Origin of the sequence: Methylibium sp. Root1272, from assembly GCF_001425905.1 — a bacterium.
Lineage (GTDB): Bacteria > Pseudomonadota > Gammaproteobacteria > Burkholderiales > Burkholderiaceae_C > Methylibium.
On record NZ_LMDY01000016.1, the window covers coordinates 224496 to 248933 of the forward strand.

General features: G+C 69.8%; 26 protein-coding genes. 12 read left to right on the forward strand and 14 right to left on the reverse strand.

Going from position 1 to position 24438, the window contains the following annotated elements; all coding sequences use genetic code 11:
- Positions 1-4: 4 nt before the first annotated feature.
- The 3 genes from pqqD to pqqB are packed head-to-tail and all read right to left on the reverse strand — an operon-like array spanning position 5 to position 1943.
- Entirely contained in the window at positions 5-274 is a 270-nt protein-coding gene (pqqD, locus tag ASC67_RS16640) for a pyrroloquinoline quinone biosynthesis peptide chaperone PqqD (RefSeq protein WP_056323896.1), read from the reverse strand.
- Positions 271-1014, reverse strand: a complete 744-nt coding sequence (pqqC, locus tag ASC67_RS16645) for a pyrroloquinoline-quinone synthase PqqC (protein WP_056323899.1) — start codon at positions 1012-1014, stop codon at positions 271-273. The genes pqqD and pqqC overlap by 4 nt, the downstream gene beginning before the upstream one ends.
- A complete protein-coding gene (pqqB, locus tag ASC67_RS16650; protein ID WP_056323903.1) occupies positions 1011-1943 on the reverse strand; it encodes a pyrroloquinoline quinone biosynthesis protein PqqB in 933 nt (310 codons plus the stop codon). Before pqqB ends, pqqC begins: the two co-directional genes overlap by 4 nt.
- Before the next feature lie 283 nt (positions 1944-2226).
- Here pqqB and ASC67_RS16655 point away from each other — a divergent pair, with 283 nt between their 5' ends.
- Complete coding sequence (locus tag ASC67_RS16655; protein ID WP_056323908.1) at positions 2227-3207, forward strand: alpha/beta fold hydrolase; 981 nt, start codon at positions 2227-2229, stop codon at positions 3205-3207.
- Positions 3208-3277: 70 nt separating this feature from the next.
- Here the strand turns inward: ASC67_RS16655 and ASC67_RS16660 are convergent, their stop codons facing one another.
- A complete protein-coding gene (locus tag ASC67_RS16660; protein ID WP_056323913.1) occupies positions 3278-5410 on the reverse strand; it encodes a sigma-54-dependent Fis family transcriptional regulator in 2133 nt (710 codons plus the stop codon).
- A gap of 413 nt (positions 5411-5823) precedes the next feature.
- Between ASC67_RS16660 and ASC67_RS16665 the strand changes: the two genes are divergently transcribed.
- From ASC67_RS16665 to ASC67_RS16685, 5 genes are read left to right on the forward strand one after another with little or no spacing between them, the layout of a single operon-like run.
- Positions 5824-6300, forward strand: coding sequence for a 4Fe-4S dicluster domain-containing protein (locus ASC67_RS16665; RefSeq protein ID WP_056323918.1), 477 nt, complete (start codon positions 5824-5826; stop codon positions 6298-6300).
- 10 nt (positions 6301-6310) lie between these two features.
- The gene (locus tag ASC67_RS16670; RefSeq protein WP_056323923.1) at positions 6311-8158 is read left to right on the forward strand and encodes an aldehyde ferredoxin oxidoreductase family protein; all 1848 of its coding nucleotides are present in this window, start codon (positions 6311-6313) and stop codon (positions 8156-8158) included.
- Positions 8159-8201: 43 nt separating this feature from the next.
- Positions 8202-9620 carry an NAD(P)/FAD-dependent oxidoreductase gene (locus ASC67_RS16675; RefSeq protein WP_056323926.1) on the forward strand — a complete coding sequence of 473 codons (1419 nt, stop codon included), beginning with the start codon at positions 8202-8204 and terminating at the stop codon, positions 9618-9620.
- Between the two features lie 25 nt (positions 9621-9645).
- Complete coding sequence (locus ASC67_RS16680; RefSeq protein WP_011830164.1) at positions 9646-9900, forward strand: MoaD/ThiS family protein; 255 nt, start codon at positions 9646-9648, stop codon at positions 9898-9900.
- Positions 9900-10202, forward strand: coding sequence for a hypothetical protein (locus ASC67_RS16685; protein WP_056323932.1), 303 nt, complete (start codon positions 9900-9902; stop codon positions 10200-10202). Before ASC67_RS16680 ends, ASC67_RS16685 begins: the two co-directional genes overlap by 1 nt.
- A 45-nt stretch (positions 10203-10247) precedes the next feature.
- Here the strand turns inward: ASC67_RS16685 and ASC67_RS16690 are convergent, their stop codons facing one another.
- The 3 genes from ASC67_RS16690 to ASC67_RS16700 form a co-directional block, all read right to left on the reverse strand.
- Entirely contained in the window at positions 10248-11681 is a 1434-nt protein-coding gene (locus tag ASC67_RS16690) for an aldehyde dehydrogenase family protein (protein WP_056323937.1), read from the reverse strand.
- Positions 11682-11900: 219 nt separating this feature from the next.
- Positions 11901-12086, reverse strand: coding sequence for a hypothetical protein (locus ASC67_RS20690; RefSeq protein WP_156466807.1), 186 nt, complete (start codon positions 12084-12086; stop codon positions 11901-11903).
- Positions 12087-12096: 10 nt separating this feature from the next.
- On the reverse strand, positions 12097-12876 hold the full coding sequence (locus ASC67_RS16700; RefSeq protein ID WP_082536081.1) for a sulfite exporter TauE/SafE family protein: 780 nt from the start codon (positions 12874-12876) through the stop codon (positions 12097-12099).
- 50 nt (positions 12877-12926) lie between these two features.
- Between ASC67_RS16700 and ASC67_RS16705 the strand changes: the two genes are divergently transcribed.
- On the forward strand, positions 12927-13838 hold the full coding sequence (locus ASC67_RS16705; protein ID WP_235566366.1) for a LysR family transcriptional regulator: 912 nt from the start codon (positions 12927-12929) through the stop codon (positions 13836-13838).
- On the opposite strand, the gene ASC67_RS16710 is transcribed toward ASC67_RS16705, so the two are convergent.
- Genes ASC67_RS16710 through ASC67_RS16720 form a run of 3 tightly spaced genes read right to left on the reverse strand, consistent with a single transcriptional unit; the run spans position 13835 to position 16800 of the window.
- Positions 13835-14830, reverse strand: coding sequence for a cytochrome d ubiquinol oxidase subunit II (locus tag ASC67_RS16710; protein ID WP_056323951.1), 996 nt, complete (start codon positions 14828-14830; stop codon positions 13835-13837). The genes ASC67_RS16705 and ASC67_RS16710 overlap by 4 nt on opposite strands.
- On the reverse strand, positions 14827-16209 hold the full coding sequence (locus tag ASC67_RS16715) for a cytochrome ubiquinol oxidase subunit I (protein WP_056323956.1): 1383 nt from the start codon (positions 16207-16209) through the stop codon (positions 14827-14829). The genes ASC67_RS16710 and ASC67_RS16715 overlap by 4 nt, the downstream gene beginning before the upstream one ends.
- Positions 16210-16233: 24 nt before the next feature.
- Complete coding sequence (locus tag ASC67_RS16720; RefSeq protein ID WP_200946965.1) at positions 16234-16800, reverse strand: GbsR/MarR family transcriptional regulator; 567 nt, start codon at positions 16798-16800, stop codon at positions 16234-16236.
- Positions 16801-16978: 178 nt separating this feature from the next.
- Between ASC67_RS16720 and coaBC the strand changes: the two genes are divergently transcribed.
- Positions 16979-18223: a bifunctional phosphopantothenoylcysteine decarboxylase/phosphopantothenate--cysteine ligase CoaBC gene (coaBC, locus tag ASC67_RS16725; protein WP_056323961.1), complete on the forward strand. Its 1245-nt coding sequence runs from the start codon at positions 16979-16981 to the stop codon at positions 18221-18223.
- Positions 18224-18227: 4 nt separating this feature from the next.
- On the forward strand, positions 18228-18677 hold the full coding sequence (dut, locus tag ASC67_RS16730) for a dUTP diphosphatase (RefSeq protein ID WP_056323965.1): 450 nt from the start codon (positions 18228-18230) through the stop codon (positions 18675-18677).
- 29 nt (positions 18678-18706) lie between these two features.
- On the opposite strand, the gene ASC67_RS16735 is transcribed toward dut, so the two are convergent.
- Complete coding sequence (locus ASC67_RS16735) at positions 18707-19228, reverse strand: peptidylprolyl isomerase (protein WP_056323969.1); 522 nt, start codon at positions 19226-19228, stop codon at positions 18707-18709.
- A gap of 25 nt (positions 19229-19253) precedes the next feature.
- Between ASC67_RS16735 and ASC67_RS16740 the strand changes: the two genes are divergently transcribed.
- From ASC67_RS16740 to ASC67_RS16750, 3 genes are all read left to right on the forward strand, one after another.
- Positions 19254-20402 (forward strand): JmjC domain-containing protein, encoded by a 1149-nt coding sequence (locus ASC67_RS16740; protein WP_056323972.1) that lies wholly within the window; start codon positions 19254-19256, stop codon positions 20400-20402.
- Entirely contained in the window at positions 20392-20922 is a 531-nt protein-coding gene (locus ASC67_RS16745; protein WP_056323978.1) for a hypothetical protein, read from the forward strand. The genes ASC67_RS16740 and ASC67_RS16745 overlap by 11 nt, the downstream gene beginning before the upstream one ends.
- A 142-nt stretch (positions 20923-21064) precedes the next feature.
- Positions 21065-21355: a hypothetical protein gene (locus tag ASC67_RS16750; protein WP_056324288.1), complete on the forward strand. Its 291-nt coding sequence runs from the start codon at positions 21065-21067 to the stop codon at positions 21353-21355.
- A 103-nt stretch (positions 21356-21458) separates the two neighbouring features.
- Here ASC67_RS16750 and ASC67_RS16755 read toward each other — a convergent pair whose 3' ends face one another.
- The 3 genes from ASC67_RS16755 to dapA form a co-directional block, all read right to left on the reverse strand.
- Complete coding sequence (locus ASC67_RS16755; RefSeq protein WP_056323981.1) at positions 21459-22226, reverse strand: MBL fold metallo-hydrolase; 768 nt, start codon at positions 22224-22226, stop codon at positions 21459-21461.
- A gap of 38 nt (positions 22227-22264) precedes the next feature.
- Complete coding sequence (bamC, locus tag ASC67_RS16760; RefSeq protein WP_056323986.1) at positions 22265-23434, reverse strand: outer membrane protein assembly factor BamC; 1170 nt, start codon at positions 23432-23434, stop codon at positions 22265-22267.
- Between the two features lie 109 nt (positions 23435-23543).
- Positions 23544-24425, reverse strand: coding sequence for a 4-hydroxy-tetrahydrodipicolinate synthase (gene dapA, locus ASC67_RS16765; RefSeq protein WP_056323989.1), 882 nt, complete (start codon positions 24423-24425; stop codon positions 23544-23546).
- Positions 24426-24438 lie beyond the last annotated feature (13 nt).

A 24438-nucleotide genomic window follows, 5' to 3' on the forward strand; every position in this document is an offset into this window, starting at 1 on the left:
TTCCTCAGACGATCCAGTTGCGTTCATAGGCGTGTTGCAGAAAGTCGTCGACGTCACCGCGCAGTCCCTCGGCGCTGAAGCTGCGCTCGAGGTCGGCCGTGATCTCGATCACGCTCGCCTTGCCGTCGCAGCGCTTGAGGATCTCGCTGGCCGGTCCGTTGAGCTTGACCAGGCCCTCGGGGTAGAGCAGCACCCAGCAGTCCTGCGCGGGCTCGAACTGCAGGCGGTACATCGGCGCGAGGCGCGGGCAGGCGGTGTCGGCGACAGCGCTCATGGTCGGCGGTCCTCCGGCAGGTCGTCGGGGTAGGCGCGCTCCACGGCGTCGAGCATCGACCACAGCACGTCGAGCTTGAACTGCAGGATCTCGATGGCACGCTCCTGTTTCGCACGGGTGTCGCCGAACGCGATGGCGACCTCGAGCCCGTGCTCCACGTCGCGCTGCGCCAGCGGGATGCGGCTGCGGAAATAGGCCAGGCCCTCGGCGGCGATCCACGGGTACATGCTGGGCCAGCCGGCCAGCCGGTCGGCGTGGATCTTGGGCGCGAACATCTCGGTCAGCGAGGAGATCACGCCCTCGCGCCAGGGCGCGCGGCGCGCGAAGTTCACGTAGGCATCGACCGCGAAGCGCACGCCGGGCTGCACGTGGCGGTGCGACCAGAGGTCGTCGCGGCTCAGGCCTACGGCCATGCCCAGGCGCGTCCAGGTCTCGATGCCGCCGGCGTTGGGACCCTCGTGGTCGCCATGGCCATCGTGGTCGAGCATGCGCTCGATCCAGCGGCGCCGCGTGGCGCGGTCCTCGCAATTGGCCATGACCGCGGCGTCCTTCATCGGGATCGCCTGCTGGTAGTAGAAGCGGTTGGCCACCCAGCCGCGCACCTGGAAGGGCTGCAGCGCGCCGCTGTTGAGCCGCTTGTTGAAGGCGTGGTGGATGTGATAGCCGGACTCCTTGGCGCGCAGGCGCGCCTCGAACTCGGCGGGGGACCAGGGCGGGGCGAGCGACTTCTCACCAGTCACAAAACGATCTCCATGCCGTCGTGCGCCACCTCGATCCCGCGGCGCGCCAGTTCGGCGCGCTCGGTGCCGTAGTCGTCGAGGATGGGGTTGCTGTTGTTGATGTGGATCAGCAGCTTGCGGTGGGCGCCGGTGCGGTCGAGCGCGTCCATCATGCCGCCGCGCTGCGGCGAGCCGCTCTGCGGCAGGTGGCCCATGTCGGCGGCGAACTTGCTGCCCAGGCCGGCCTGCACCATCTCGTCCTCGGTCCAGAAGGTGCCGTCGACCAACAGGCAGTCGGCGTCGCGCATCCACTCCAGTTCCACGTCGCCCACGTCGGCCAGGCCCGGTGCGTAGAACAGCCGCTTGCCGGTCATGCGGTCGGTGACCTCGAGCGCGATGTTGTCACCCACCTTGGGGTCGTGGCGGTGCGGCGAATACGGCGGCGCCTTGCCCGGAATGGCGACGGCGCGGAAGCGCAGCGTCTCGAAGCCGTCGACGCTGAACTCGGCCACGCGCTGCTCGCCGGCCACCGGCAGCATGTGCCAGTGCACGCCGCAGTAGTGGTCCAGCACGGTGAGGATGGGCAGGCCGGTGGTGAGGTCTTCGAACACGCAGGGCGTCACGTACAGCTCGATGGGAGGGCCCTCGCGCAGGCTGAGCAGGCCGGTCGCGTGGTCGATCTGTGCATCCATCAACACCACCGCCTTGATCGGTGAATCGCGCAGGCCGTGCTTCGGGTGCAGCGCGGGCTGTACCCGCAGTTGCTGGCCGATGTCGGGCGAGGCGTTCAGCAGCACCCAGCGCTGGCCGTCGGGAGAGATGGCGATCGAACTCTGCGTGCGCGGCCGGATCAGCCGCGTGCCGCTGCGCGCGGCGGCGCACATCGCGCAGTTGCAGTTCCACTGCGGGCAGCCGCCGCCCGCGCCGGAGCCCAGTACCAGCACCTTCATGGCGCACTCCGGCGTCTGCCGCGCCGCTCGATCAGCAAAAACATCGGTCCCCTCGTCTTGTTCTGTCCAGCGCGAGATCGCGCACACTGCGAGCTCGAACCCGAACGCTACTCGCGCCCCGAAGGCAACGCCAGTCGATCATGATTTTCTTCCGAGCCACGGATGGGGCCTTGCGTATGCCGCGCAGGGCGTCCGTGTTACGGCCACGTGCTCGATGGTTGCCGCCATCGATGGACGGAGGTTCGCGCACGCCGGACGACGGCCGCAACCCCGCATTGACCCTGTGAGCCGCAGCGACGATCCGGGGCAAACCCTCGCCCCCGCCGCCCTGCCGGCCGGCGACTGGCTGGCGCCTGCGGACGGGCATCGGGTCTGGTGGTGCGAAGGCGGTGACCCGGCGGGCCTGCCGGTGCTGATCGTGCACGGCGGCCCGGGGGGCGCCAGCCGCCTCGAGCCGGCGCGCTGGTTCGACGGCCTGCCAGTGCGCTGGATCGCGATCGACCAGCGCGGCTGCGGCCGCAGCGAGCCGCTCGGCCAGACCGCCGGCAACGACCTGGGCGCGCTGCTCGACGACATGGAGCGCCTGCGCGCCCGCCTCGGCCTGTCGGGCTGGGCGGTGGCGGGCGGCTCCTGGGGCGCCTGCGTGGCGCTGGCCTACGCCGCGCGGCAGCCGCAGGCGCTGCGTGGCTTGCTGCTGCGCAGCCCCTTCCTCGGCACGCCGGCCGAGACGCGACGCTACATCGCCGGTTGGCTGCCCTGGCTGGGCGGCGCAGGCCGGGACTGGCTGGGCGAGGCCGCCGCGGAGGCCGTGGCCGCGTTGTATCAGGCAGAACCGGGGTTGCTCCACATTGGCGCAATGCAGGCCGACGAGCGGATCGCCCGTGCCTGGTCGGCGTTCGACGATGCGCAATCGGCGCCGGGTGGGGTCGCGGCGAGCGGCGCATGCTGCGATCCCGCCGCCTTGCCGGCCGCGACGCCGCAGCTGATGGCTTCGTGGCGCGTCCACGCCCACTACGCCGCCGCGTCCTGGGGGGTGGCGGGCGCCGGTGCGGCGGGTGTGCCGGCGCTGAACACCGGTGTGCCGGTCAGCCTGGTCTGGGGCGCGGCCGACGCGACCTGTGATCCGGCCGTGGCCCGGGCGCTGGCGGCGGCGCTGCCGGAGGCCCTGTCGAACGAGGTGCCGGAGGCCGGTCACCGCATGAGCGATCCCCGGTTGGCGCCCGCCTTGCGTGCTGCCGCGCGCGACTGGGCGCTGCGGTGCTGAGCCCACCCCTCTCCCCTCAGGCGGGAGAGGGTCGGGGTGAGGGCCGGTCGTCAGTCGCTCAGACCGCCGGTCATTCCGGCTCGCGCCAGCGCAATTTGCGGTAGATGGTGTTGCGGCTGATGCCCAGGCGCTTGGAGGCCACGGAGATGTTGCCGTCGGCGGCGTCCACGGCGTGGCGGATCATCTCGCGCTCGAGCTCCTCGAGCGTCTTGCCGCTGCTGTCGATGCCCGCCGCCGGGGCACGCGCCGCACCCGACGCGGAGGCCGCGGCCGTGCCGCTGGCCGGCGTCGCGCGCAGCAGGGCTTCCTCCAGGAAATCGTCCGACAGGTGCTCGCGGGTGATCACGGTCTCGCCGGCGGCCATCACGGCGGCGGTGTGCAGCACGTTCGCCAGCTGACGCAGGTTGCCGGGCCAGTCGTAGCGCTGCAGCAGGGCCTCGACGTCCGCGGCCAGCATGAGCTGCGCGCCGGGTGCCTCGTCGGCCAGCAGCCGGCGCACCAGGGCCATCAGGTCGGAGCGCTCGCGCAGCGGCGGCAGCTTCACCGCCAGGCCGTTGAGCCGGTAGTAGAGGTCCTCGCGGATGCGGTGGGTGTCGATCAGCTCGCGCGGGTTGCGGTCGGTGGCGCCGATCAGCGCCAGATCGACGTCCTGCGGCTGCAGCGCGCCCAGCGGCGTGACCTGGCGCTCCTGCAGCACGCGCAGCAGGCGCGCCTGCAGCCCGAGCGGCAGGCCGCCGATCTCGTCGAGGAAGAGCGTGCCGCCGGAGGCCTGCACCAGCTTGCCGACCGCGCCCTTGCGCCGCGCGCCCGGGAACACCCCTTCGGCGTAGCCCAGCAGTTCGGCTTCCAACTGCGCCTCGGGTGTCGAGGCGCACTGGACCGAGATGAAGGGCCGGTGCGCCCGCCGCGATTCGCGGTGGATGGCGCGGGCCAGCATCTCCTTGCCGCTGCCGGCTTCGCCGAGGATCAGCACCGGGATGTCGCGGTCGAGCACGCGCTTCAGCTTGGAGATCAACGACTCGACCTGCAGGTCGCCGGTGAGCAGCCGCGCGAAGGTGACTTCGGGTTCCGGGGTGGCTTCGGCCGTTGCCCCGCCTTCGACCGCGGTGGCCGGCCGGGAGCTCCGCAACACGGTGTCGCGGGCGGTCGCGGCCGGCGGCGTCGGGCTGTCTTCTTCTTCGGCGGCGAGCGTGGCAGTGGCGCCGTCGGTCCCCGCGTCGCGCGCGCCGCCGCCCGTGCCGGTCCATTGACCGGGCCACAGCGGCCAGTTGCAGCGCGCCTGCACATGCACCGTCTGACCGTTGGGCAGCGCCATGCGCATCGGGGCCCCCATCAGCGCGCGGCCACGGTCGACGATGGCGCCGAGCGGCGTGCCCAGCAGGCTGGCCACGGTGTGCATGCGCAGCGCGGCGCCGCTCATGCCCAGCAGGTCGAGCGCGCTGCGGTTGGCGCCGAGCAGTCGGCCGTCGCGGTCGATCGCGAGGATGCCTTCGAGCAGCGTGCCGATGAACTCCATGCGCGGGTGGATGTGCAGCCGCAGCGCGTCGCTGAAGTCGTCGTTCAGCCAGTGGTTCTCGATCATGCGCGCCGACATCTTCACCAGCCCCATGGTGTGCTGGTGGTAGCCGCGCCGGTCGCCCGACACGTCGAGCACGCCGAGGATGTTGCCGCGCGGGTCGAGGATGGGCGCGGCCTGGCAGGTCAGGAAGTGGTTGGCGTGCATGAAGTGCTCGTCGGCATGCACCAGCACCGCGGTCTCGTCGACCAGCGCGGTGCCCATGCCGTTGGTGCCCTTGGTGCACTCGGCCCAGTTCACGCCGGGCGCCAGCGCCACCTTGCCGGCCTTCTCGAGGAAGTCCTCGTCGCCGATGGAGTGGAGGATGGTGCCCTGCGCGTCGGTCAGCACGACCATGCTCTGGGTCTTCACGATCTGGTCGAACAGCAGTTCCATCACCGGCGCCGCGTGGGCGAACAGGCGGCGGTTGCGCTCGCGGGTGATGGTGAAATCGGCGCGCCCGAGCGGGGTGTAGTCGGGCGCGCCGATGCGGCTCAGGCCCAGCGCGGCACAGCGCTCGTGGGACTCGTTGATCGACAGCACGTGCTCGCCGTCGAGGGGCAGGGCGCTGGCGATCGGCCGCTGGGCCGCCTCTTCGCGGCGGCGGCGGCTGGTGGTCGGGTTGGGATGCACGCTGGGGATCGACATCGAAGCCTTCCTTTCATGCCGCCATCGGCGGCCAGTGTCTCGTGCGAGAGGGGACCCCTCGCCCGGCGAACGGATCAGCGCCAGATCGGGTGTGGACCTTCACATTCATTGTCAGCCTGCCGATCCTAGGAGATATGGAAATCTTGTTCAATTTCGACGCAGGCCTGGGCGGCGCGGTCAGAGCCTCCGGGCGTGCCCGGTGATACGCGAGGGAGCGACCGCTGGATGCTCCCACTTTTCGGTCGGCATGCTGCATGGGAGCAATTGTTCTGCGCTGGATCAGGGTAAGCACCGGATATGAAGTGGGGTGTTCAATCCAGAACATAGGCAGACTTGTTCCTAGCGCAGGGGCGGATTTGCCCGCGCGTCCGGAATGCCGACCCGATCACGAACCGCCAGCGGAGACGCCAGCCATGCAGAAGACCCTTCACCTTGACCCCGAGAAGTGCACTGGCTGTCTGCAGTGCGAGATGGCTTGCTCGTTCGAGAACTACGGCGTCTACGCGCCGAGCAAGTCGCGCATCAAGGTGTTCGACTTCCATCACACCGGTCGCAAGGTCCCGTACACCTGCACGCAGTGCGACGAGGCCTGGTGCCTGCATGCCTGCCCGGTCGAGGCCATCACGATCGACGGTGCCACCGGCGCCAAGATCGTCAACGAGACCACCTGCGTGGGCTGCAAGGTCTGCACCATCAGCTGCCCGTTCGGCACGATCAACTACGTGCAGGAGACCGGCAAGGTCCAGAAGTGCGACCTGTGCGGCGGCGAGCCGGCCTGTGCCGAGGCCTGCCCGACCGGCGCCATCACCTACGTCGATGCCAACTGGACCGGCCTGAACAAGATGCAGGCCTGGGCCGACAAGCTCGGCAACCAGAACGCTGCGGCTTGAGGAGAACACTATGTCTTGGGCTGGAAAGATCCTTCGCGTCAACCTCACCGCCGGTACCGTTTCCTCGGAGCCGCTGAACATGGAATGGGCGCGCGCCTACCTGGGCTCGCGCGGCATGGCCACCAAGTACCTCGTCAGCGAGATCGACCCCAAGGTCGACCCGCTGGCACCGGAGAACAAGATCATCTGGGCGACCGGCCCGCTGACCGGCACGATGGCCTCGACCGGCGGCCGCTACACCGTGGTCACCAAGGGCCCGCTGACCGGCGCGATCGCCTGCTCCAACTCGGGTGGCTACTGGGGCGCCGAGCTCAAGTTCGCCGGCTGGGACATGGTGATCTTCGAAGGCAAGTCGGCCAAGCCGGTCTACCTGTCGATCGAGGACGACAAGGCCGAACTGCGTGATGCTTCCCACCTGTGGGGCAAGAGCGTCTGGCAGACCGAGGAGATCATCAAGAAGCAGCACCAGGACCCGCTGACCCGCGTGTCGAGCATCGGCCTGGCCGGCGAGAACGGCGTGCTGTACGCGGCGGTGGTCAACGACCTGCACCGCGCGGCCGGCCGCTCGGGCGTGGGCGCGGTGATGGGCTCGAAGAACCTGAAGGCCATCGCGGTGCGCGGCACCAAGGGCGTCGGCAACGTGGCGAACCCGAAGGAATTCATGCGGGTGACCTTCGAGAAGAAGAAGATCCTCGCCGACAACGCCGTCACCGGCCAGGGCCTGCCGACCTACGGCACCCAGGTGCTGATGAACGTGATCAACGAGATCGGCGCCTCGCCGACGCGCAACCACCGCGACGTGCAGTTCGAGGGCGCCAAGGACATCTCCGCCGAGGCGATGGCCACGCCGCGCAAGACCGACGGCAAGAAGCCGCTGGTCACCAACCAGGCCTGCTTCGGCTGCACCATCGCCTGCGGGCGCATCCAGAAGATCGACCAGAGCCACTTCTCGGTCGAGAACAAGCCGCAGTACTGGGGCGCCTCCGGCGGCCTGGAGTACGAGGCGGCCTGGGCGCTCGGCAACGCCAACGGCGTGAACGACCTCGACGCGCTGCAGTACGCCAACGTGCTGTGCAACGAGCAGGGCATGGACCCGATCTCCTTCGGCGCGACCATCGGCGCGGTGATGGAGCTCTACGAGATGGGTGTGCTGACCAAGGAGCAGCTCGGCACCGACGCACCGTTCGGTTCGGCGCGGGCCTTGGTGCACTTTGCCGAGATGACCGCGCAGGGCGTGGGCTTCGGCAAGGAGATCGGACTGGGCTCGGCGCGGCTGACCGCGAAGTACGGTCACCCCGACCTGAGCATGAGCGTCAAGGGCCAGGAGTTCCCGGCCTACGACAGCCGCGGCATCCAGGGCATGGGCCTGGCCTACGCGACCTCGAACCGTGGCGCCTGCCATCTGCGCGGCTACACGGTCGCCTCGGAAGTGCTGGGCATCCCGGTCAAGACCGACCCGCTGGTGGCCGAGGGCAAGCCGGAGCTGGTGAAGGCCTTCCAGGACGCGACCGCGGCCTTCGACTCGGCCGGCATCTGCATCTTCACCAGCTTCGCCTGGGGCCTGGCCGATGTGCAGCCGCAGGTCGCGGCCGCCTGCGGCGAGGAGTTCACGCTCGAGAAGCTCAACGAGATCGGCGAGCGCGTGTGGAACATGGAGCGCGACTTCAACAACAAGGCCGGCTTCACGGCGAAGGACGACACGCTGCCCAAGCGCCTGCTGACCGAGCCGGCGAAGACCGGGCCGGCCAAGGGCCTGGTCAACAAGCTGCCGGAGATGCTGCCGCTGTACTACGAGGTGCGCGGCTGGGACGCCGGTGGCCAGCTCAAGCCCGAGACGCGCGCCCGCCTGGGCCTGTAAGCCGCGGCCGGGCGCCGCGGGCGCCGATGAAGAGAGAGAACGCATGAGACACCTGATCCTCGGCGCCGGCCCCGCCGGCGTCATCGCGGCCGAGACGATCCGCAAGCACGCGCCCTACGACAGCATCACCCTCGTCGGTGACGAGCCGGAGCCGCCGTACTCGCGCATGGCGATTCCCTACCTGCTGATCGGCAAGGTGGGTGAGGACGGGACCTACCTGCGGCGCGACGCGGACCAGTTCCGCAAGCTCAATATCACGGTGCTGCGCCAGCGCGCGACCCACGTCGATGCCGCGCGGCGCACCGTGACGCTCGACAACGGCAGCATCCTCGGCTTCGACAAGCTGCTCATCGCCACCGGCTCGAAGCCGGTGCGCCCGCCGATTCCCGGCATGGACCTGCCGGGCGTGCAGCCGTGCTGGACGCTGGAGAACGCGCGCCACATCGCCGAACTGGCGCAGCCGGGCGCCAAGGTGCTGCAGATGGGCGCCGGCTTCATCGGCTGCATCATCATGGAAGCGCTGGCGTTGCGCGGCGTGGAGCTGACGGTCGTGGAGATGGGCGACCGCATGGTGCCTCGCATGATGGGGCCGGCCGCCGGCAACATGATCAAGGCCTGGTGCGAGAAGAAGGGCGTGCGCGTCTTCACCGGCACCCGCGTCGAGGCGATCGAGGCGGCGCCGTCGACCGTGGCCGAGCCGGCCGCGGCGGCACCGGCCTCGGCCGAGGGGGGATTCATCGCCCGCGCGGCGGCGATGCTCGGCCTCGGCAGCAAGAGCCCGGCTCCGCCCGCGCCCGAGTGGCGCGAAACGGCCCCGGCGCCGCGCGGCAGCGCGATGCGGGTGCGCCTGTCGAACGGGCAGACGGTCGAGGCCGACCTGGTGATCAGCGCCACCGGGGTGAAGCCCAATGTCGCCTTCCTGAAGGACTCCGGCATCGAGTGCGGCCAGGGCGTGCTGGCCGACGAGCGCCTGCAGACCAACGTGCCGGGCATCTACACCGCCGGCGACTGCGCCGAGGCCTTCGACCTAGCGACGAAGGCGCGCGTCATCAGCGCGATCCAGCCCAACGCCGCCGACCAGGCCTACGTGGCCGCGATGAACATGCTCGAACGCGGCGCGGTGCTCAAGCGCGTGCCGCAGATCAACGTGCTCGACACGCTGGGCCTGATCTCGGCCAGCTTCGGCGACTGGCAGGGCGTGCCCGGCGGGCAGCAGATCGAACTCACCGACCTCGAGGGCTTCAAGCTGCTCAGCCTGCAGTTCGACGCGGACCGGCTGGTCGGCTGCAACAGCATCGGCTGGACCGAGCACGTCGGCGTGATGCGCGGGCTGGTGGAGGGCCGTGTGAGGCTCGGCGACTGGAAGGAGCGGCTGATCGCCGACCCGACGCGCCTGACCGAGGCCTACATCGCGCAGGGGCAGGCGCAGGAGCGCTGGGCCCAGGCCGGCGCCCACGTGTGAGCCGGTTCCGGGCGATGATCGCCGCATGAAGATCAGCTTCAAGCTCTACGCCACGCTCACCGACTACCTGCCCGCCGAGGCCCGCAGCGGCAACCGGGTCGAGCTCGACATCGCACCGTCGGCCACCATCGCGGACGTGATCGCGCCCTATGGCCTGCCGATGAAGCTGGTGCATCTGGTGCTCGTCAACGGCCACTACGTGGCGCCCGAGGATCGCGCCGCGCGCACCTTCCAGGAGGGCGACGTCCTGGCGATCTGGCCGCCGATCGCCGGAGGGTGATGCAGGCGCGCTATCCGCCGCGCTTCGAGCGCGAGATGGGCTGCACCGAGGCCGAATGGCTCGGCTGGCTGCCCGGCGCCTGTGGCGCGCGGTCGGTCGATCTGGCGGGTGACGCCACGGCGCAGGTGAGCCTCGGCGAGGGCGTGCTCGACCTGAACTGGTCGCCGCTGCCGGACCGGCAGATCGCACTGATGCGCCTGCCGCGGCTTGCGGTGAATTTCAGCTTCACGGCCGTCGACGAGGCGGACCGGGAGCGCTTCATGCGCTACTTCGACCTCTTCATGCAGCGCGGCGGCGGCTGAAGAGCGCCGAGGGGCCGTCGACCACGACGGCCCGCTCCGCCTGCCTCAGGCCGCCTTCGGTGCGTACCCGAGCACGGCCTTGACTTCCAGGAACTCGCCGAAGGCGTGGTCGCCCCACTCGCGGCCGTTGCCCGACTGCTTGAAGCCGCCGAAGGGCGCCTTGAAGTCGAGCGGCACGCTGTTGATGTTCACCTGGCCGGCGCGCAAGCGCGACGCGACCTTGCGCGTCGCCTCGGGGTCGGTGCCCGACACGTAGGCCGCCAGGCCATAAGGTGTGTCGTTGCCGATCTCGACGGCCTGGTCCACCGTGTCGTAGCCCAGGATGGTCAGCACCGGCCCGAAGATCTCCTCGCGCGCCACCGTCATCTGGTTGTTCACGTTGCCCAGCACGGTGGGCTTCACGTAGTAGCCGGTCTCCAGACCCTTGGGCTTGCCCGGACCGCCGGCGACCACGGTGGCGCCTTCCTCGATGCCCTTGTGGATCAGCGTCTGGATCTTGTCCCACTGCGTGGCCGAGATCACCGGGCCGAGGGCCGCGCCGCTGGCAGGGTCGCCCACCGTGGTGGCCTCGGCGGCCTCCTTGGCGATGGCCAGCGCCTCGGCCAGGCGCGAGTTCGGCACCAGCATGCGTGTGGGGGCATTGCACGACTGGCCGGAGTTGAGCATCACGCCCTGCACGCCGGCGGTGATGGCGTGCTTGAAATCGGCGTCGGGCAGGATGATGTTGGGCGACTTGCCGCCCAGTTCCTGGTGCACCCGCTTCACCGTCGGGGCGGCGTTGCGGGCCACCTCGACACCGGCGCGCGTCGAGCCGGTGAACGAGACCATGTCGACTTCGGGGTGGCTGGACAGTGCTGCGCCCACGATCGGGCCGTCGCCGTTGACCAGGTTGAACACGCCGGCCGGCACGCCCGCCGCGTGCAGGATCTCGGTCCACAGGTAGGCCGAGAACGGTGCGATCTCGGACGGCTTGAGCACCATCGTGCAACCCACCGCCAGCGCCGGCGCGACCTTGCAGGCGATCTGGTTGACCGGCCAGTTCCACGGCGTGATGAAGCCGCAGACGCCGATCGGCTCCTTGACCATCAGCGTGGTGTCGCGCAGTTCCTGGAACTTGTAGTTCTTCAGCACGTCGAGCGCGATCTGCAGGTGGGCGATGCCCATCGCCGCCTGGGCGTCCTTCGACAGCGCGACCGGCGCACCCATCTCCTCGGTGATGGCCGCGGCCATGTCGGCGTAGCGCTTCTTGTACTCGACGATGATGCGCTCGAGCAGCGCGACGCGCTCGGCCACGCTGGTCTGCGAGTAGCTCGCGAAGGCCTTGCGCGCGGCCTTCACCGCATGGTCGACATCGGCGGCCGAACCCATCGAGATGCGGCCCGCCGACGCTTCGGTGGCCGGGTTGACGACATCGAGGCTCTTGGCCTTGACCGGATCGACCCAATGGCCATCGATGTAGAACTTGAGGTAGTCGCGCATGGGGGCTTGCTCCAGGAAGGGATGAAACAACATCGGAAAAAGGACGGTGCCACGTGCGGAACCTGGTTCGTTCACCAGCGTCGTATCGACCCTGCAGGCCTTGCGGTCTTGCCGTCGTCGATCCGTGGGTCGCCCTCGATGGTCAGGGCGCGATGTTCAAACAACCGTGACGTGCCGAAGCCACCCGCACGGGTAGTTTTTCTGGCGAAAATTTCGTAGTTACCCTCGCTCTGCTCGTCGAGCAGGGCCTTGAGGGCGGTCGGCCGCACACGTCGACGCAGGAAGATCCCGGCCGCGGACCATCGCGGCGCGCGCCTCGTCCAGCACGTCGAGCAACTCGAGCGCCAGCCGATAGGCCTGCTCGAGCGCTTCGGCCAGCGCCAGTTCTGTTTCGCGCGTCGGCATGCCGGTTCCGCTACGGAGTCGATCTGAACAGCATCGCAATGCCGAGCAGGACGAACATCGCATAGAGCGCTCGCTGGAAGGTCTCAGCCGGCATGCGCCGCCGCAGCCGGGTGCCGGCCCACAGGCCTGCGAATGCGGCGAGCAGCGCGACGCCGCTGGCCGTCATGTCCGGCGTGGCGGTGCCCGGAGCTGCCGTCCACAGCACGATCGCCAGCGCGACGGTCGCTACCGTGAAGCTGAGGCCCAGGGCCTGGATCAACTCGTCCTTGTCCATCTGCAGTGATTGCAGGTAGGGCACCATCGGCAGCACGAACACGCCGGTGGCCGCGGTCAGCACGCCGGACAGGCTGCCGGCCAGCGCGCCCAGCCAGGCCTCGTGACGACGCGCCGGGCGCGGCAACGCAGGCCTGACCAGCCCCCACGCGCCATACACCACCAGTACCGCGCCGAGCGCGGCCCGCGGCCCGCGGCCTGCGCCGGCGAGGCTCGGCAAGGGGCTGAAGACGGTGAAGCACAGCAGGCCCGCCCACATCGGCCAGAGCCGGCGGCACAGGGCGCGCCAGCGCGGGCCGGCGCATTGCGCCAGGTTCGTGGCCAGCGAGGGCCACACCATCAGCGTGGCCGCGGCGGCCGGTGGCATCACCAGTCCGAGCAGTGCCATCGAGACGGTCGGCAGCCCCAGGCCCGACACGCCCTTGACGCCGCCGGCCAGCGCGAAGATCACGCCGATGACGGCGAGCAGTCCGATGTCCATGCCGGCATCGTCGCGGTGCGGTCGCGTGGTGTCCATCGCGCAGCGGCGCAGCTATCCTCCGGCAACCGCGAAGGATGATGAAGCCGATGGCCCGAGCCCGCACTGCAACAAGTTTCCGCATCGACCCCTTCGATCTGCGCCTGTTCGGCGCCGTCGCCGAGGCGGGTTCGATCACGGCGGGCGCGCGCGAGATGCACCTGTCGCTGTCCGCCGCCAGTGCGCGCCTGCAGCACCTGGAACACGCGCTCGGCGCCGCGCTGCTGGTGCGGTCGAAGCAGGGTGTGGTGCCGACCGATGCAGGGCACACGCTGCGGCGGCACGCCGGGCGGCTGCAGCGCGAGATGGAGGCGCTGCATGCCGAGATGTCGGCCCATGCCCATGGCGTGCGCAGCACGGTGCGCGTGCTGTGCAACACGGCGGCGATGACCGAGTACCTGCCGGCCTTGCTGGGGCGCTTCCTGGTCGCCCATCCGGACATCGACGTGGACCTTCGTGAGCTCGGCAGCGCGGACGTGCTGCGGGCGATGCGACAGGAGAACGCCGACATCGGCATCGTGGCGGACTACGTCGACACCGAAGGCCTGATCACGCGCGTGTTTCGCGAGGACCGCCTGGTGGTGCTGCAACCGGTGCGGAGCGGCAGGGCGGGGCGGCGCGCGCTGCGCTTCGCCGATGTGATCGACCAGCCCTTCGTCGGCCTGCCCGCCGAGAGCGGCCTGAGCCGCTTCCTGCAGGGTCAGGCGCTGCGCCAGGGGCGCGGACTGCACCACCGCGTGCGCGTGCGCAGCCTCGACGCGGTGGCCGGTCTGGTGGCCGACGGGGTCGGTGTCGCGGTGGTGCCGGCCGCGGCCGCCGCGCGGCTGGCGACCTCGCGCATCATCGTGCGGCCCCTGACGGACGCCTGGGCGACGCGCCGGCTGCTGCTGTGCACGACCGACGATGCGAACCCGGGCGCCGGATCAGCCGCGTTGCTGCGTTTTCTCTCGGACGCGTCCTAGCCGTAGCGCAATTCGGTGGCCTTGCCCCAGAACACGCGGTAGGAGAACACGGTGTAGGCCGCGATCGCCGGCACCGAGATGCAGACACCGATGAGGATGACCTTCAGCGCGGCCGGGCTGCTGGCGGCCTGCCAGATCGTCAGCTGGTCGATCACGACGAAGGGATAGATGCTGTAGGCCAGTCCGAGGAAGCCGAACACGAACACCGCGATCAGCAGCACGAAGGGCAGCCAGCACAGTTCCTTGCGAACGATGGGCTGGTCGAGCACGAGGCGGGTGGTGACGAGCGCGATGGCGGTCGTGAGCGGAATGGCCAGCAGCGCGATGATGGCCGGCAGCTCGAACCAGCGGTCGCGCACCGTCGCGCTGATCCACGGCGTGGCCAGCGAGATCAGCACCATGCCGCCGACCACCGGCCACCAGGCCAGCTTGGCCCATCGGATGGCCTTGCGCTGCAGATCGCCTTCGGTCTTCATGATCAGCCAGGCCGCGCCGAGCAGCACGTAGGCCGCCGGCAGCGCGAAGGCGATCGCTGCGGCGAACACCGGGTAGTTCCAGCCCTGGCCGAAGCCGCTGATGTAGCGGCCGAGCATCCAGCCCTGCGACATCGACGCGAGCAGCGAGCCGGCGAAGAACAGCCGGTCCCAGGTGGCCTTGTGCACGTCCTTGGCCTTGACACGGAAGTCGAAGGCCACGCCGCGCAGCATCAGGCCGATCAGCATCAGCGTGACCGGTAGGTAGAGCTGCGACAGCACCAGGCCGTGGGCCTTGGGGAAGGCGATCAGCAGGATGCCGATGCCCAGCACCAGCCAGGTCTCGTTGGCGTCCCAGAACGGGCCGATCGAGGCGATCAGCACGTCCTTCTCGGTGGCATTGGCGCGCGGCATCAGCAGGCCGACACCGAGGTCGTAGCCGTCGCTGACGACGTAGACGAGCATCGAGATGCCCATCAGCGCCATGAAGATCAGTGGCAGCGATTGATCGAACGTCATGTGGCACTCCCCTTGGCCAGTGCGGCGGCGGCGCGGCCCTTGGCCTGCTCGAGCGCGTCGGGCTGGATCACGTCTTCGGGCTTCTCGGCCATGTACTTGAGCACGCTGACGTAGGCCACGATCAGCGCGAGGTAGAGCGTCACGTACAGTGCGAGGCTGAGGGCGATCATCGAGGAAGGCACGTTGGTCGCGGCCACGTCGGCGGTGCGCAGCAGGCCGTAGACGATGAAGGGCTGGCGGCCGATCTCGGTCACGTACCAGCCCGCCACGGTAGCGATCCAGCCGGAGAAGGTCATGCCCGCCAGCACCCACAGCAGCCCGCGCGACAGGCGTTGCGGCGCCCAGCCAGCGCGGCGCCCCATCCACCAGCCGGCCCAGCTCACCAGCAGCATCAGCACGCCCACGCCGACCATCACGCGGAAGGCGAAGAACAGCGGCGCGGCCGGCGGGTGCGCGTCGGGGAAGTCGTTCAGGCCCTTGATCTCGCCGTCGGCATCGTGGGTCAGGATCAGGCTCGCCATCTTCGGGATCGCGATCTCGAAGTGGTTGGTGCGGGCCTTGTCGTCGGGCACCGCGAACAGCAGCAGCGGCGCGCCTTTCTCGGTCTCCCACACGCCCTCCATCGCGGCGATCTTCTGCGGCTGGTGGTGCAGGGTGTTGAGGCCATGCAGGTCGCCGACGAAGATCTGCACCGGGATCAGCAGCGCCGCGACGGTGAGCCCGACGCGCAGCACCTTGGGCGCCGAGCGCTCGGCCTGGCCGCGCAGCAGCTGCCAGGCGCTCAGCCCGGCCATCAGGAAGGCGCAGGTCAGTGCAGACGCCAGCAGCATGTGGGTGAAGCGGTAGGGGAAGGACGGGTTGAACAGCACCTCGGCCCAGCTCTTGACGTGGAACACGCCGTCGATCACCTCGTGGCCGGCGGGCGTCTGCATCCAGGAGTTCAGTGCCAGGATCCAGAATGCGCTGACGGTGGTGCCGAAGGCGACGAAGAAGCTCGCCATCATGTGGATGCGCTCGCTGACGCGGCCGTGGCCGAACAGCATCACGCCCAGGAAGCCGGCCTCGAGGAAGAAGGCCGTGAGCACCTCGTAGCCGAGCAGCGGCCCGGCCACGTTGCCGGCCTTCTCCATGAAGCCCGGCCAGTTGGTGCCGAACTGGAAGCTCATGGTGATGCCGCTCACCACGCCGAGCGCGAAGCTCAGCGCGAACACCTTGGTCCAGAAGCGGTAGGCCGCGAGCCAGGCGCCGTCGCGGGTGCGCAGCCAGCGCCAGCGGAAGAACAGCAGCAGCCAGCCCAGCGCGATGGTGATCGTCGGGAACAGGATGTGGAAGGTGATGTTGGCGGCGAACTGCGCGCGCGCGAGGATCAGCGGGTCCATGCGGTCGGTCCTTTCAGATCGGAGTCAACGCGGCTCGGGCGGCGGCGCGGCGGGCCTCGCCTTGCGGGCGAACTCCAGCAGCCGCTGAACTTTAGAGCCCATCTTCATCAGCTGGGAGAGGGTTTTCGCATCGAGCTTCTGGACGTCGTCGAACCAGGTGCTCATCAGCTCGATCAGTTCGTGCATGCCGCGCAGGCGCTGCTGCGCGATGCGGTCGGCCTCGCTGGTCGGCGTCTCGAGCAGCGCGCTGCGCAGCATCGTCAGCGTGGGTTCGATCTCGCGGCGCCGGCGCTCCTCGGCGAGCGTGCGGAAGATCTCCCAGGCATCGGTCGGGGCCTCGAAGTATTCGCGCCGATCGCCGGACAGGTGGCGCAACCGGACCAGCCGCCAGGCCTGCAACTCCTTCAGCCCCATGCTGACGTTGGAGCGCGAGAACTCCAGTTGCTCGGCGATGTCGTCCGCATGCAGCGGCGCCGGCGACACGAAGATCAACGCGTAGATCTGTCCGACCGTGCGGTTGATGCCCCAGCGGCTGCCCATCTCGCCGAAGTGCGAGACGAAGCTGTGGACGAGAGGGGACAGCGTGCTCATGCGGTGGGTGCGGAAGGTGATCGAAGTCTAGCTGAATTTTCAGTAATTACTGAAAATTCAGACTGTACCGAATGTGGTGGCGAGCGCGTGCCCTCGCGCGAGCGGCGGTGCCGGGCGGCCGCGATAATCGCGCCCATCCGGCGGCTCGACGAGCGGCCTCGACGACGAAAGCCTCACGATGACCGATCGCCCCGAGCCTGGCGGTGACCTCGCGAACCGGCAGCTCGTGCTGGGACTGAGCGGCGGCGTGGCCTGCTACAAGGCGGCCGAGCTGCTGCGCTTGCTGGTCAAGGCCGGGGCCAGCGTGCGGGTGGTGATGACCGATGCCGCGCAGCAGTTCATCACGCCGGTGACGATGCAGGCGCTGTCGGGCCAGCCCGTGCTGACCAGCCAGTGGGACGCCGGCGAGCCGAACAACATGGCGCACATCAACCTCACGCGCGATGCCGACGCGGTGATCGTCGCGCCGGCCAGTGCCGACCTGATGGCCAAGCTGGCCCAGGGCCGGGCCGACGAACTGCTGAGCCTGCTGTGTCTGGCGCGCCCCATCGCCCGCTGCCCGCTGCTGCTGGCTCCGGCGATGAACCGCGAGATGTGGTCGCACCCGGCCACCCAGCGCAACCTGGCGCAGCTGCGGGCCGATGGCGCGACGGTGCTCGGGCCGGCGAATGGCGACCAGGCCTGCGGCGAGGTCGGCGACGGCCGCATGCTCGAGGCCGCCGAACTGTTCGAGGACATCGTGGCGCAGCTCGCGCCCAAGCCGCTGGCCGGCGAGCGCGTGCTGATCACCGCCGGGCCGACCTTCGAGGCGATCGATCCGGTGCGCGGGCTCACCAACCGCTCCAGCGGCAAGATGGGTTTCGCGCTGGCGCGTGCCGCGCGCGAGGCCGGTGCCGAGGTCACGCTGGTGGCCGGCCCGGTGCACCTGCCCACGCCGCGCGGCGTGCGGCGCATCGACGTGCAGAGCGCCGAGCAGATGCTCGCGGCCGTGCTGCCGCTGGCCGCGACGCACGGCATCTTCGTCGCCACGGCCGCGGTCGCCGACTGGCGTCCGGCGCGGCTGGCCGAGCACAAGATCAAGAAGGACGGCAAGAAGCAGGCGCCGAGCTTCGAGCTCACCGAGAACACCGACATCCTGGCCACCGTGGCGGCACTGCCGAAGCCGCCGTACTGCGTCGGCTTCGCGGCCGAGAGCGAGCAGCTCGCCGTGCACGCGCGTGCCAAGCTCGAGCGAAAGAAGCTGCCGCTGGTGGTGGGCAACCTCGGGCCGGCCACCTTCGGCCGCGACGACAACGCGCTGCTGCTGGTCGACGCGCAGGGCGAGCAGCCACTGCCGGCCGACGGCGGCACGGCCGACAAGCTCACGCTGGCGCGTGCGCTGGTGGCCGAGATCGCGCGGCGCCGCGCCACCCTGGATATCTGAACCCATGACGACGATCGACGTGAAAGTGCTGGACCCGCGCATGGCGGACCAACTGCCCGCCTATGCCACTCCGGGCAGCGCCGGCCTCGACCTGCGCGCCTGCCTCGACGCGCCGCTGTTGCTCGAGCCCGGGCAGACGCAGCTGATCCCGACCGGCCTGTCCATCCACATCGGCGACCCGGGCCTGGCCGCGGTGATCCTGCCGCGCTCGGGGTTGGGCCACAAGCACGGCATCGTGCTTGGCAACCTGGTCGGGTTGATCGACTCAGACTACCAGGGACCGCTGATGGTGAGCTGCTGGAACCGCGGGCCGGTCGCCTTCACGGTGCAGCCGCTCGAACGCATCGCGCAACTGGTGATCGTGCCGGTGGTGCAGGCAAGCTTCCGGGTCGTCGACGACTTCGGCGCCTCGGAGCGCGGCGAGGGCGGTTTCGGTTCGACCGGCAAGCGCTGACGGCCCGAAGCGCGCGCAGCGCGGCCGGCTCAGTGCAACTGCGGTGAGGGCGGCACCGCGCTCAGCACCGAGAGCACCGAGGTGGAGACCGACCCGTGCTCGACCTCTTCGTCGCTGGCCGCGCGCACGTCGCGCACCTTGAGCGCGAGAACCAGGGCGATGCCGGCCAGCGGGTGGTTGCCGTCGAGCACCACGTGGCTGTCGTAGACCTCGGTGATCGTGTAGACGGTATCGAGCGGCAGGTCGCGCGTGGTCGTGCCCTCGGGCGGCCCGTCGAACTGCATGCCGGCCTCGATGTGCTCGGGGAACACGCTGCGTTCCTCGAAGAACACCAGGTCGGCGTCGTAGTCGCCGAAAGCGTGCTCGGGCTCCAGATGCAGCGTGGCCTCGAAGCCTTCGGACTGGCCGACGATCGATTCCTCGACCTTGGCCAGCAGGTCGTCGCCACCGACGAAGAACTCCACCGGCTCGGCCAGTTCGTCGATCAGCTGACCGTGCGCATCTTCGAGCCGCCAGGTCAGACTGACGACGCAGGGGGGCGTGATTTGCATGAAAGGATGATCGCACAATGAGGCCATGCCCCTGCCTCCCGCCATCGATACGCCGACCCCGTTGCTGGGCGCCCTGAGCCCGCGCCGGTTCATGCGCCGCCACTGGCAGAAGCAGCCGCTGCTGATCCGCCAGGCGCTGCCCGGCATGCCCCCGCCGCTGGGTCGCAGCGCGCTGTTCACGCTGGCCGGCAACGAGGATGTCGAGTCGCGCCTGATCGTGCGGCAGCGCGATCGCTGGACCCTGCGTTCGGGGCCGTTGCCGCGCCGCGCGCTGCCGCCGGTTTCGCAGGCCGGCTGGACCTTGCTGGTGCAGGGCCTGGACCTGCACGTGCCGGCGGCGCGCGAACTGCTGTCGATGTTTCGCTTCGTGCCCGAAGCGCGGCTCGACGACCTGATGCTGTCCTGGGCCAGCGACGGCGGCGGTGTCGGCCCCCATGTCGACTCCTACGACGTGTTCCTGCTGCAGGTGCAGGGCCGGCGCCGCTGGCGCATCGCGCCACCGGGCGACGACACGCTGAGGCCGGATCTGCCGCTGAAGATCCTGGCGCACTTCGTCCCGCAACAGGAGTGGCTGCTCGAACCCGGCGACATGCTCTACCTGCCGCCCGGCTGGGGGCACGACGGTGTGGCCGAAGGCGAGTGCATGACCGCGTCGATCGGTTTCCGCGCCCCGGCGCGCGGCGAACTGGCGCGCGAGGTACTGGGCCGACTGCTCGAGCGCGAGGACGAGGCGCCGCGGGTGCTGTACCGCGATGCAGCCCAGCCGGCGACCGATGCGCCGGGGCGCATCCCCGAGGCGCTGCAGCGCTTTGCGGCCGATGCGGTGTCGCGCGCGCTGCGCGATCCGCGGGCGCTGCAGGCGGCGCTGGGCGAGGCGCTCACCGAGCCGAAGCCGCACGTCTGGTTCGCACCGCCGGCCGAAGTGGCGGCGCTCGGCTCCGGCGTTCGCCTGGACCCGCGCACGCGCATGATGTACGACGCAGCCCATGTGTTCGTGAATGGCGAGTCCTGGCGCGCCGCGGGGCGCGATGCCGCATTGATGCGCCGGCTCGCCGACCGGCGCGCGTTGTCGACACGCGAATTGGAGCGGGCCAGCGAGCCTGCACGGGAGTTGTTGACGCAGTGGGCCGAAGACGGCTGGCTGCAGGTCGTGGGAGACGAGGATGACTGCTGAACCGACCGATGGATCGCAGGAGGATGCGCCGGCGCCTGCCGGTGGCACGCAGGTGATCGACACGCGCGAGGGCTTCGCCCGAGCCGTGCTGGCCGCACTGGACGAGTGTGCGGAGGCCGGAGCACAGCATCTCTGGTTGTGCGACCGTGACTTCGCCCGCTGGCCGCTCGGGCAGCCCGCGGTGATCGAGGCGCTGACACGCTGGGCCGGCTCGCGACGCCGGCTCACCGTACTGGCCGCCGGTTACGACGGCTTCGCGCAGCGCTTTCCGCGCTGGGTCCACTGGCGGCGCCAGTGGTCGCACATCGTCCAGTGCCTGGCGGTCCACGAGGAAGTGGCCGACAAGCTGCCGACGCTGCTGTTCGCGCCGGAACGGGTGGCCGTCCGCTTGCACGATGGCGAGCGCTACCGGGGCCGGATCTACCGCGAGACGGCGGATCTGGTGTCCTGTCGAGAACTCGTTGAGGCGCTTTTGCAACGAGCCGACGACAGCTTCCCTGTGACGACCTTGGGTCTATGAGGGTATGCACCATGTTCGGGATACACTCTTGGGCTAGGCATGGGGCTGCTCGAGCGGCCCTGGTCTTTGTCAGGAACTCGACGTTGTTCGGCGGGTTCCGCCACACCGGTGTTATTTGAACCCTTCGTTTGAGGACCTCATGATGAAAAAATCGCTCCTGCTTGCCACGCTGATCGCTGCTGCCGCCCTCGCCGCTTGCGGCAAGAAGGAAGAAGTCGCGACCGCCGTTGACGCTGCGGCGTCGGCGACCGCCCAGGCGGCTTCGGCTGCCACCGATGCGGCTTCGGCTGCGGCTACCGCTGCGACGTCGGCTGCCGCTGCGGCGACCGACGCGGCTGCTTCGGCGGCTGCCGGTGCTGCAGCAGGCGCTGCGGATGCCGCTTCGGCTGCCGGCGCTGCTGCTTCGGCCGCCATCGACGCTGCCAAGAAGTAAGTGCAAGCAGGAGGGTGACGGGGCGCAGGCCCCGATCGCTCTTCTGTTCAGGAAGCCGCCCTACGGGGCGGTTTTTTTTCGCCCCACGGATACCCTGTCCGGCTCAGGCCAGGTCCAGCCAGGCGAAACCCTGGCGCGCACTGGCCACCACGATGTCGGCGGCGTCGGTGCCGACCGCCGCGGCCAGCGCGGTGGCGGCCAGCTCCGGGCGGTTGTTCTGCTGGCTCAGGTGGGCCGCGACCACATGGCGCAGGCCGGCGTGCCGGCAGGCCGCCAGCACCTCGGCCGCGGTGTCGTTCGCCAGGTGGCCCAGGCGCCCGCCGACGCGGGCCTTCAACGAGGCCGGGTAGCTCGAGGTCGCCAGCAGATCGCGGTCGTGATTGCACTCCAGCAGCAGTGCATCGCAGCCTTGCAATGCACCCAGAAGGTGCGCCGTGATCGAGCCGGCGTCGGTGAGCACGCCCAGGCGGTGGTTGCCGTCGGTGCAACTCAGCTGCAGCGGCTCGGCGGCGTCGTGGGGCACGGTGTAGGGAGACAGCTCGAGGTCGCCCACCGCGACAGGGGCCCCGTCACTCACGAAGTGCAGCAGGTCGTCGTCGAGCTCGGGGGCGCCGATCGCGCGCCAGGTGCCGCGACTCATCCACAACGGCAGACGGTGGCGCCGGGCCAGGCTCAGGGCGCAGCCGATGTGGTCGCCGTGCTCGTGGGTGACGAACAGGGCCGTGATGTCGCTCGCGGCCAGACCGAGGCGGCCGAGCCGCAGCGCCAGTTCCTTGAGCGTGAAGCCGCAGTCGATCAGCAGGCGCGTTCCGCCTGCCTCCACCAGCGTGGCATTGCCGGTGCTGCCGCTGCCGAGGCTGCAAAAGCGCATGGCCGCGGCCGCCGAACCCGACGTTCAGGCCGCCGTCGTCACTTCAGGTCGGTGGCCAGCAGTTCCAGGATGCGCTGGGCGGCGTCGCCGGTCTCGGAGGCGCCCTGGTTGTTCAGCACCGTCACCAGCGTCGAATCCGCCTGGCTCTTCACCGCGATGCGGTAGCGCGCCAGGCCGCCCTGCGTGGCCGCGTCCTTCTTGCCGCCACCGAACAGCTTGCTGAAGAAGCCGGGCTCGTCCTTGCCGGCTTGCGCCTGGTCGACATAGCGCACGTAGTACAGACCTTGGGCGCGGTCGCGGTCCTCGACCGTGAAGCCGCTGCGGTCCAGCGCCAGGCCGACGCGCCGCCATGCGCGGTCGAAGCCCTCGTCGACCTGCAGCCCGGTGCCGGAGCCGGCCAGCAGCCGTGCACGGGCGGCAGGCGGCACCGGGGCGGCCGAGGCGGCCGCCGCTGCGGCTTCGGCGGCCTTGGCCTGCTCTTCCTTGGCACCGAGCTTGAGCATCAGGCGCGACAGCATCACCGCCTCCAGATCGGGGTCGGCTGGGCGCGGCTGCCATACCGTGGAATCCTTGCGCTCGCTGGTGTAGACCTCGACCATGCCGCGGTGGCTGATGTAGATCTCGGTGCCGCCCTCGGCCGTGCGCTCCAGGCGGGTGCGGTAGCGATCCCGCTCGCCGGTGTCGTAGACGGAATCGAACACCTTGCCGATCGTGCCGCGGATGATGTCCTGCGGCAGCTTGGCGCGGTTCTCGGCCCAGTTGGTTTCCATCAGGCCGGTGTCGCGCTGTTCGAGATCGAGCTGGAAGCCGCGTTCCTGCCAGAAGGCCTGCAGTTGCGGCCACAGTTGCTCGGGTGTCTGACGCGTGGCCAGCCAGCGTTGGCTGCCGGCGCGCTCGAGGCGGACATCGCCGACCACGCTGGGCGCGACGCTCGCGGCCGTGCCGGCGGCCGTGGGCGCCGAACTGTTCGGCGCCGGCGTCTGCAGGGTCGACGCGCTGATCGTGCCGCTGGCGGTCTGGTAGCGCTGATCGGGCGAGAGCTGGGTGAGGTCGGGCGGGATCTCGAGCGAGACGGATTTCGCCCCCTTGGTCTTGTAGTCGACCTTGTCGCCTTCCAGCGCAGTGTTGATCGTGCAGGCCGACAGGCCGGACGCCACCGCGATCAGCAGCAGACGGGCAGGAACGTTGAATCGACTTTGGAAACTCACGGGAGGCTTCTCCGGGGATCGGGCTGGGCAACAAGCCGCCTGGGCGGCGGGGCAGGGGAGCGCAAGGGGTCGTGGGTGAAGCAGCGGTGCGGTTCCGGATGTCGAAGCGCTACAGCAGCCCGGCGTCGCGCAGCGACTGCTCGACGGCCGGCTGCAGTGTCGCGCTCAGCGGCGTCAGCGGGAGCCGCAAGGCGCCGCCGCAGCGGCCCATGCGCTGCAGCGCCCACTTCACCGGAATCGGGTTGGGTTCGCAGAACAGCTGCTTGTGCACCGGCAGCAGCTTCAGGTGGATCTCGGCGGCGCGTTTCGCGTCACCGGCCATCGCCGCGACGCACAGCTCGTGCATCGCACGCGGTGCGACGTTGGCCGTCACGCTGACGTTGCCATGGCCGCCCAGCAGCATCAGCGCCACTGCGGTCGGGTCGTCGCCGGAGTAGATGGAGAAGCCCTTCGGTGCCTGCTTGATCAGCCAGCACGCGCGCTCGATGTTGCCGGTGGCCTCCTTCAGGCCGACGATGCCGGGCACCTGGGCCAGGCGCAGCACCGTCTCGGGCAGCATGTCGGCCACGGTACGGCCGGGCACGTTGTACAGCACGACCGGGATGTCCACCGCCTCGGCGATGCTGCGGAAGTGCTGGTACTGGCCTTCCTGCGTCGGCTTGTTGTAGTACGGCACGACCTGCAGCGTGCAGTCGGCGCCGACCTGCTTGGCGTAGCGGCTCAGCTCGATGGCCTCGCGCGTGGAGTTCGCGCCGGCCCCGGCCATCACCGGCACGCGGCCGGCGACATGCTCGACCGCGACGCGGATGATCTCGCAGTGCTCCTCGGGCGCGACCGTGGGGGATTCGCCGGTGGTGCCGACCACGCCGATGCAGTCGGTGCCTTCGGCGATGTGCCAGTCGATCAGGCGACGCAGCGCGGGGTAGTCGACGCTGCCGTCCTCGTGCATCGGCGTGACGAGCGCGACGATGCTGCCAACGATGGGTTTCATGGGGGATCCTCTG

Coding starts and splice junctions, on each gene's coding strand:
- ASC67_RS16705 (WP_235566366.1), top strand. CDS start 12,927: ATGGCCCGAGCCCGCACTGCAACAAGTTTCCGCATCGACCCCTTCGAT.
- ASC67_RS16685 (WP_056323932.1), top strand. CDS start 9,900: ATGCAGGCGCGCTATCCGCCGCGCTTCGAGCGCGAGATGGGCTGCACC.
- coaBC (WP_056323961.1), top strand. CDS start 16,979: ATGACCGATCGCCCCGAGCCTGGCGGTGACCTCGCGAACCGGCAGCTC.
- dapA (WP_056323989.1), bottom strand. CDS start 24,425: ATGAAACCCATCGTTGGCAGCATCGTCGCGCTCGTCACGCCGATGCAC.
- ASC67_RS16690 (WP_056323937.1), bottom strand. CDS start 11,681: ATGCGCGACTACCTCAAGTTCTACATCGATGGCCATTGGGTCGATCCG.
- ASC67_RS16720 (WP_200946965.1), bottom strand. CDS start 16,800: ATGAGCACGCTGTCCCCTCTCGTCCACAGCTTCGTCTCGCACTTCGGC.
- ASC67_RS16680 (WP_011830164.1), top strand. CDS start 9,646: ATGAAGATCAGCTTCAAGCTCTACGCCACGCTCACCGACTACCTGCCC.
- pqqD (WP_056323896.1), bottom strand. CDS start 274: ATGAGCGCTGTCGCCGACACCGCCTGCCCGCGCCTCGCGCCGATGTAC.
- ASC67_RS16750 (WP_056324288.1), top strand. CDS start 21,065: ATGAAAAAATCGCTCCTGCTTGCCACGCTGATCGCTGCTGCCGCCCTC.
- ASC67_RS16735 (WP_056323969.1), bottom strand. CDS start 19,228: ATGCAAATCACGCCCCCCTGCGTCGTCAGTCTGACCTGGCGGCTCGAA.
- ASC67_RS20690 (WP_156466807.1), bottom strand. CDS start 12,086: ATGCCGACGCGCGAAACAGAACTGGCGCTGGCCGAAGCGCTCGAGCAG.
- ASC67_RS16745 (WP_056323978.1), top strand. CDS start 20,392: ATGACTGCTGAACCGACCGATGGATCGCAGGAGGATGCGCCGGCGCCT.
- ASC67_RS16675 (WP_056323926.1), top strand. CDS start 8,202: ATGAGACACCTGATCCTCGGCGCCGGCCCCGCCGGCGTCATCGCGGCC.
- ASC67_RS16710 (WP_056323951.1), bottom strand. CDS start 14,830: ATGACGTTCGATCAATCGCTGCCACTGATCTTCATGGCGCTGATGGGC.
- dut (WP_056323965.1), top strand. CDS start 18,228: ATGACGACGATCGACGTGAAAGTGCTGGACCCGCGCATGGCGGACCAA.
- ASC67_RS16670 (WP_056323923.1), top strand. CDS start 6,311: ATGTCTTGGGCTGGAAAGATCCTTCGCGTCAACCTCACCGCCGGTACC.
- ASC67_RS16740 (WP_056323972.1), top strand. CDS start 19,254: ATGCCCCTGCCTCCCGCCATCGATACGCCGACCCCGTTGCTGGGCGCC.
- ASC67_RS16700 (WP_082536081.1), bottom strand. CDS start 12,876: ATGGACACCACGCGACCGCACCGCGACGATGCCGGCATGGACATCGGA.
- ASC67_RS16665 (WP_056323918.1), top strand. CDS start 5,824: ATGCAGAAGACCCTTCACCTTGACCCCGAGAAGTGCACTGGCTGTCTG.
- pqqB (WP_056323903.1), bottom strand. CDS start 1,943: ATGAAGGTGCTGGTACTGGGCTCCGGCGCGGGCGGCGGCTGCCCGCAG.
- ASC67_RS16755 (WP_056323981.1), bottom strand. CDS start 22,226: ATGCGCTTTTGCAGCCTCGGCAGCGGCAGCACCGGCAATGCCACGCTG.
- ASC67_RS16715 (WP_056323956.1), bottom strand. CDS start 16,209: ATGGACCCGCTGATCCTCGCGCGCGCGCAGTTCGCCGCCAACATCACC.
- ASC67_RS16660 (WP_056323913.1), bottom strand. CDS start 5,410: ATGTCGATCCCCAGCGTGCATCCCAACCCGACCACCAGCCGCCGCCGC.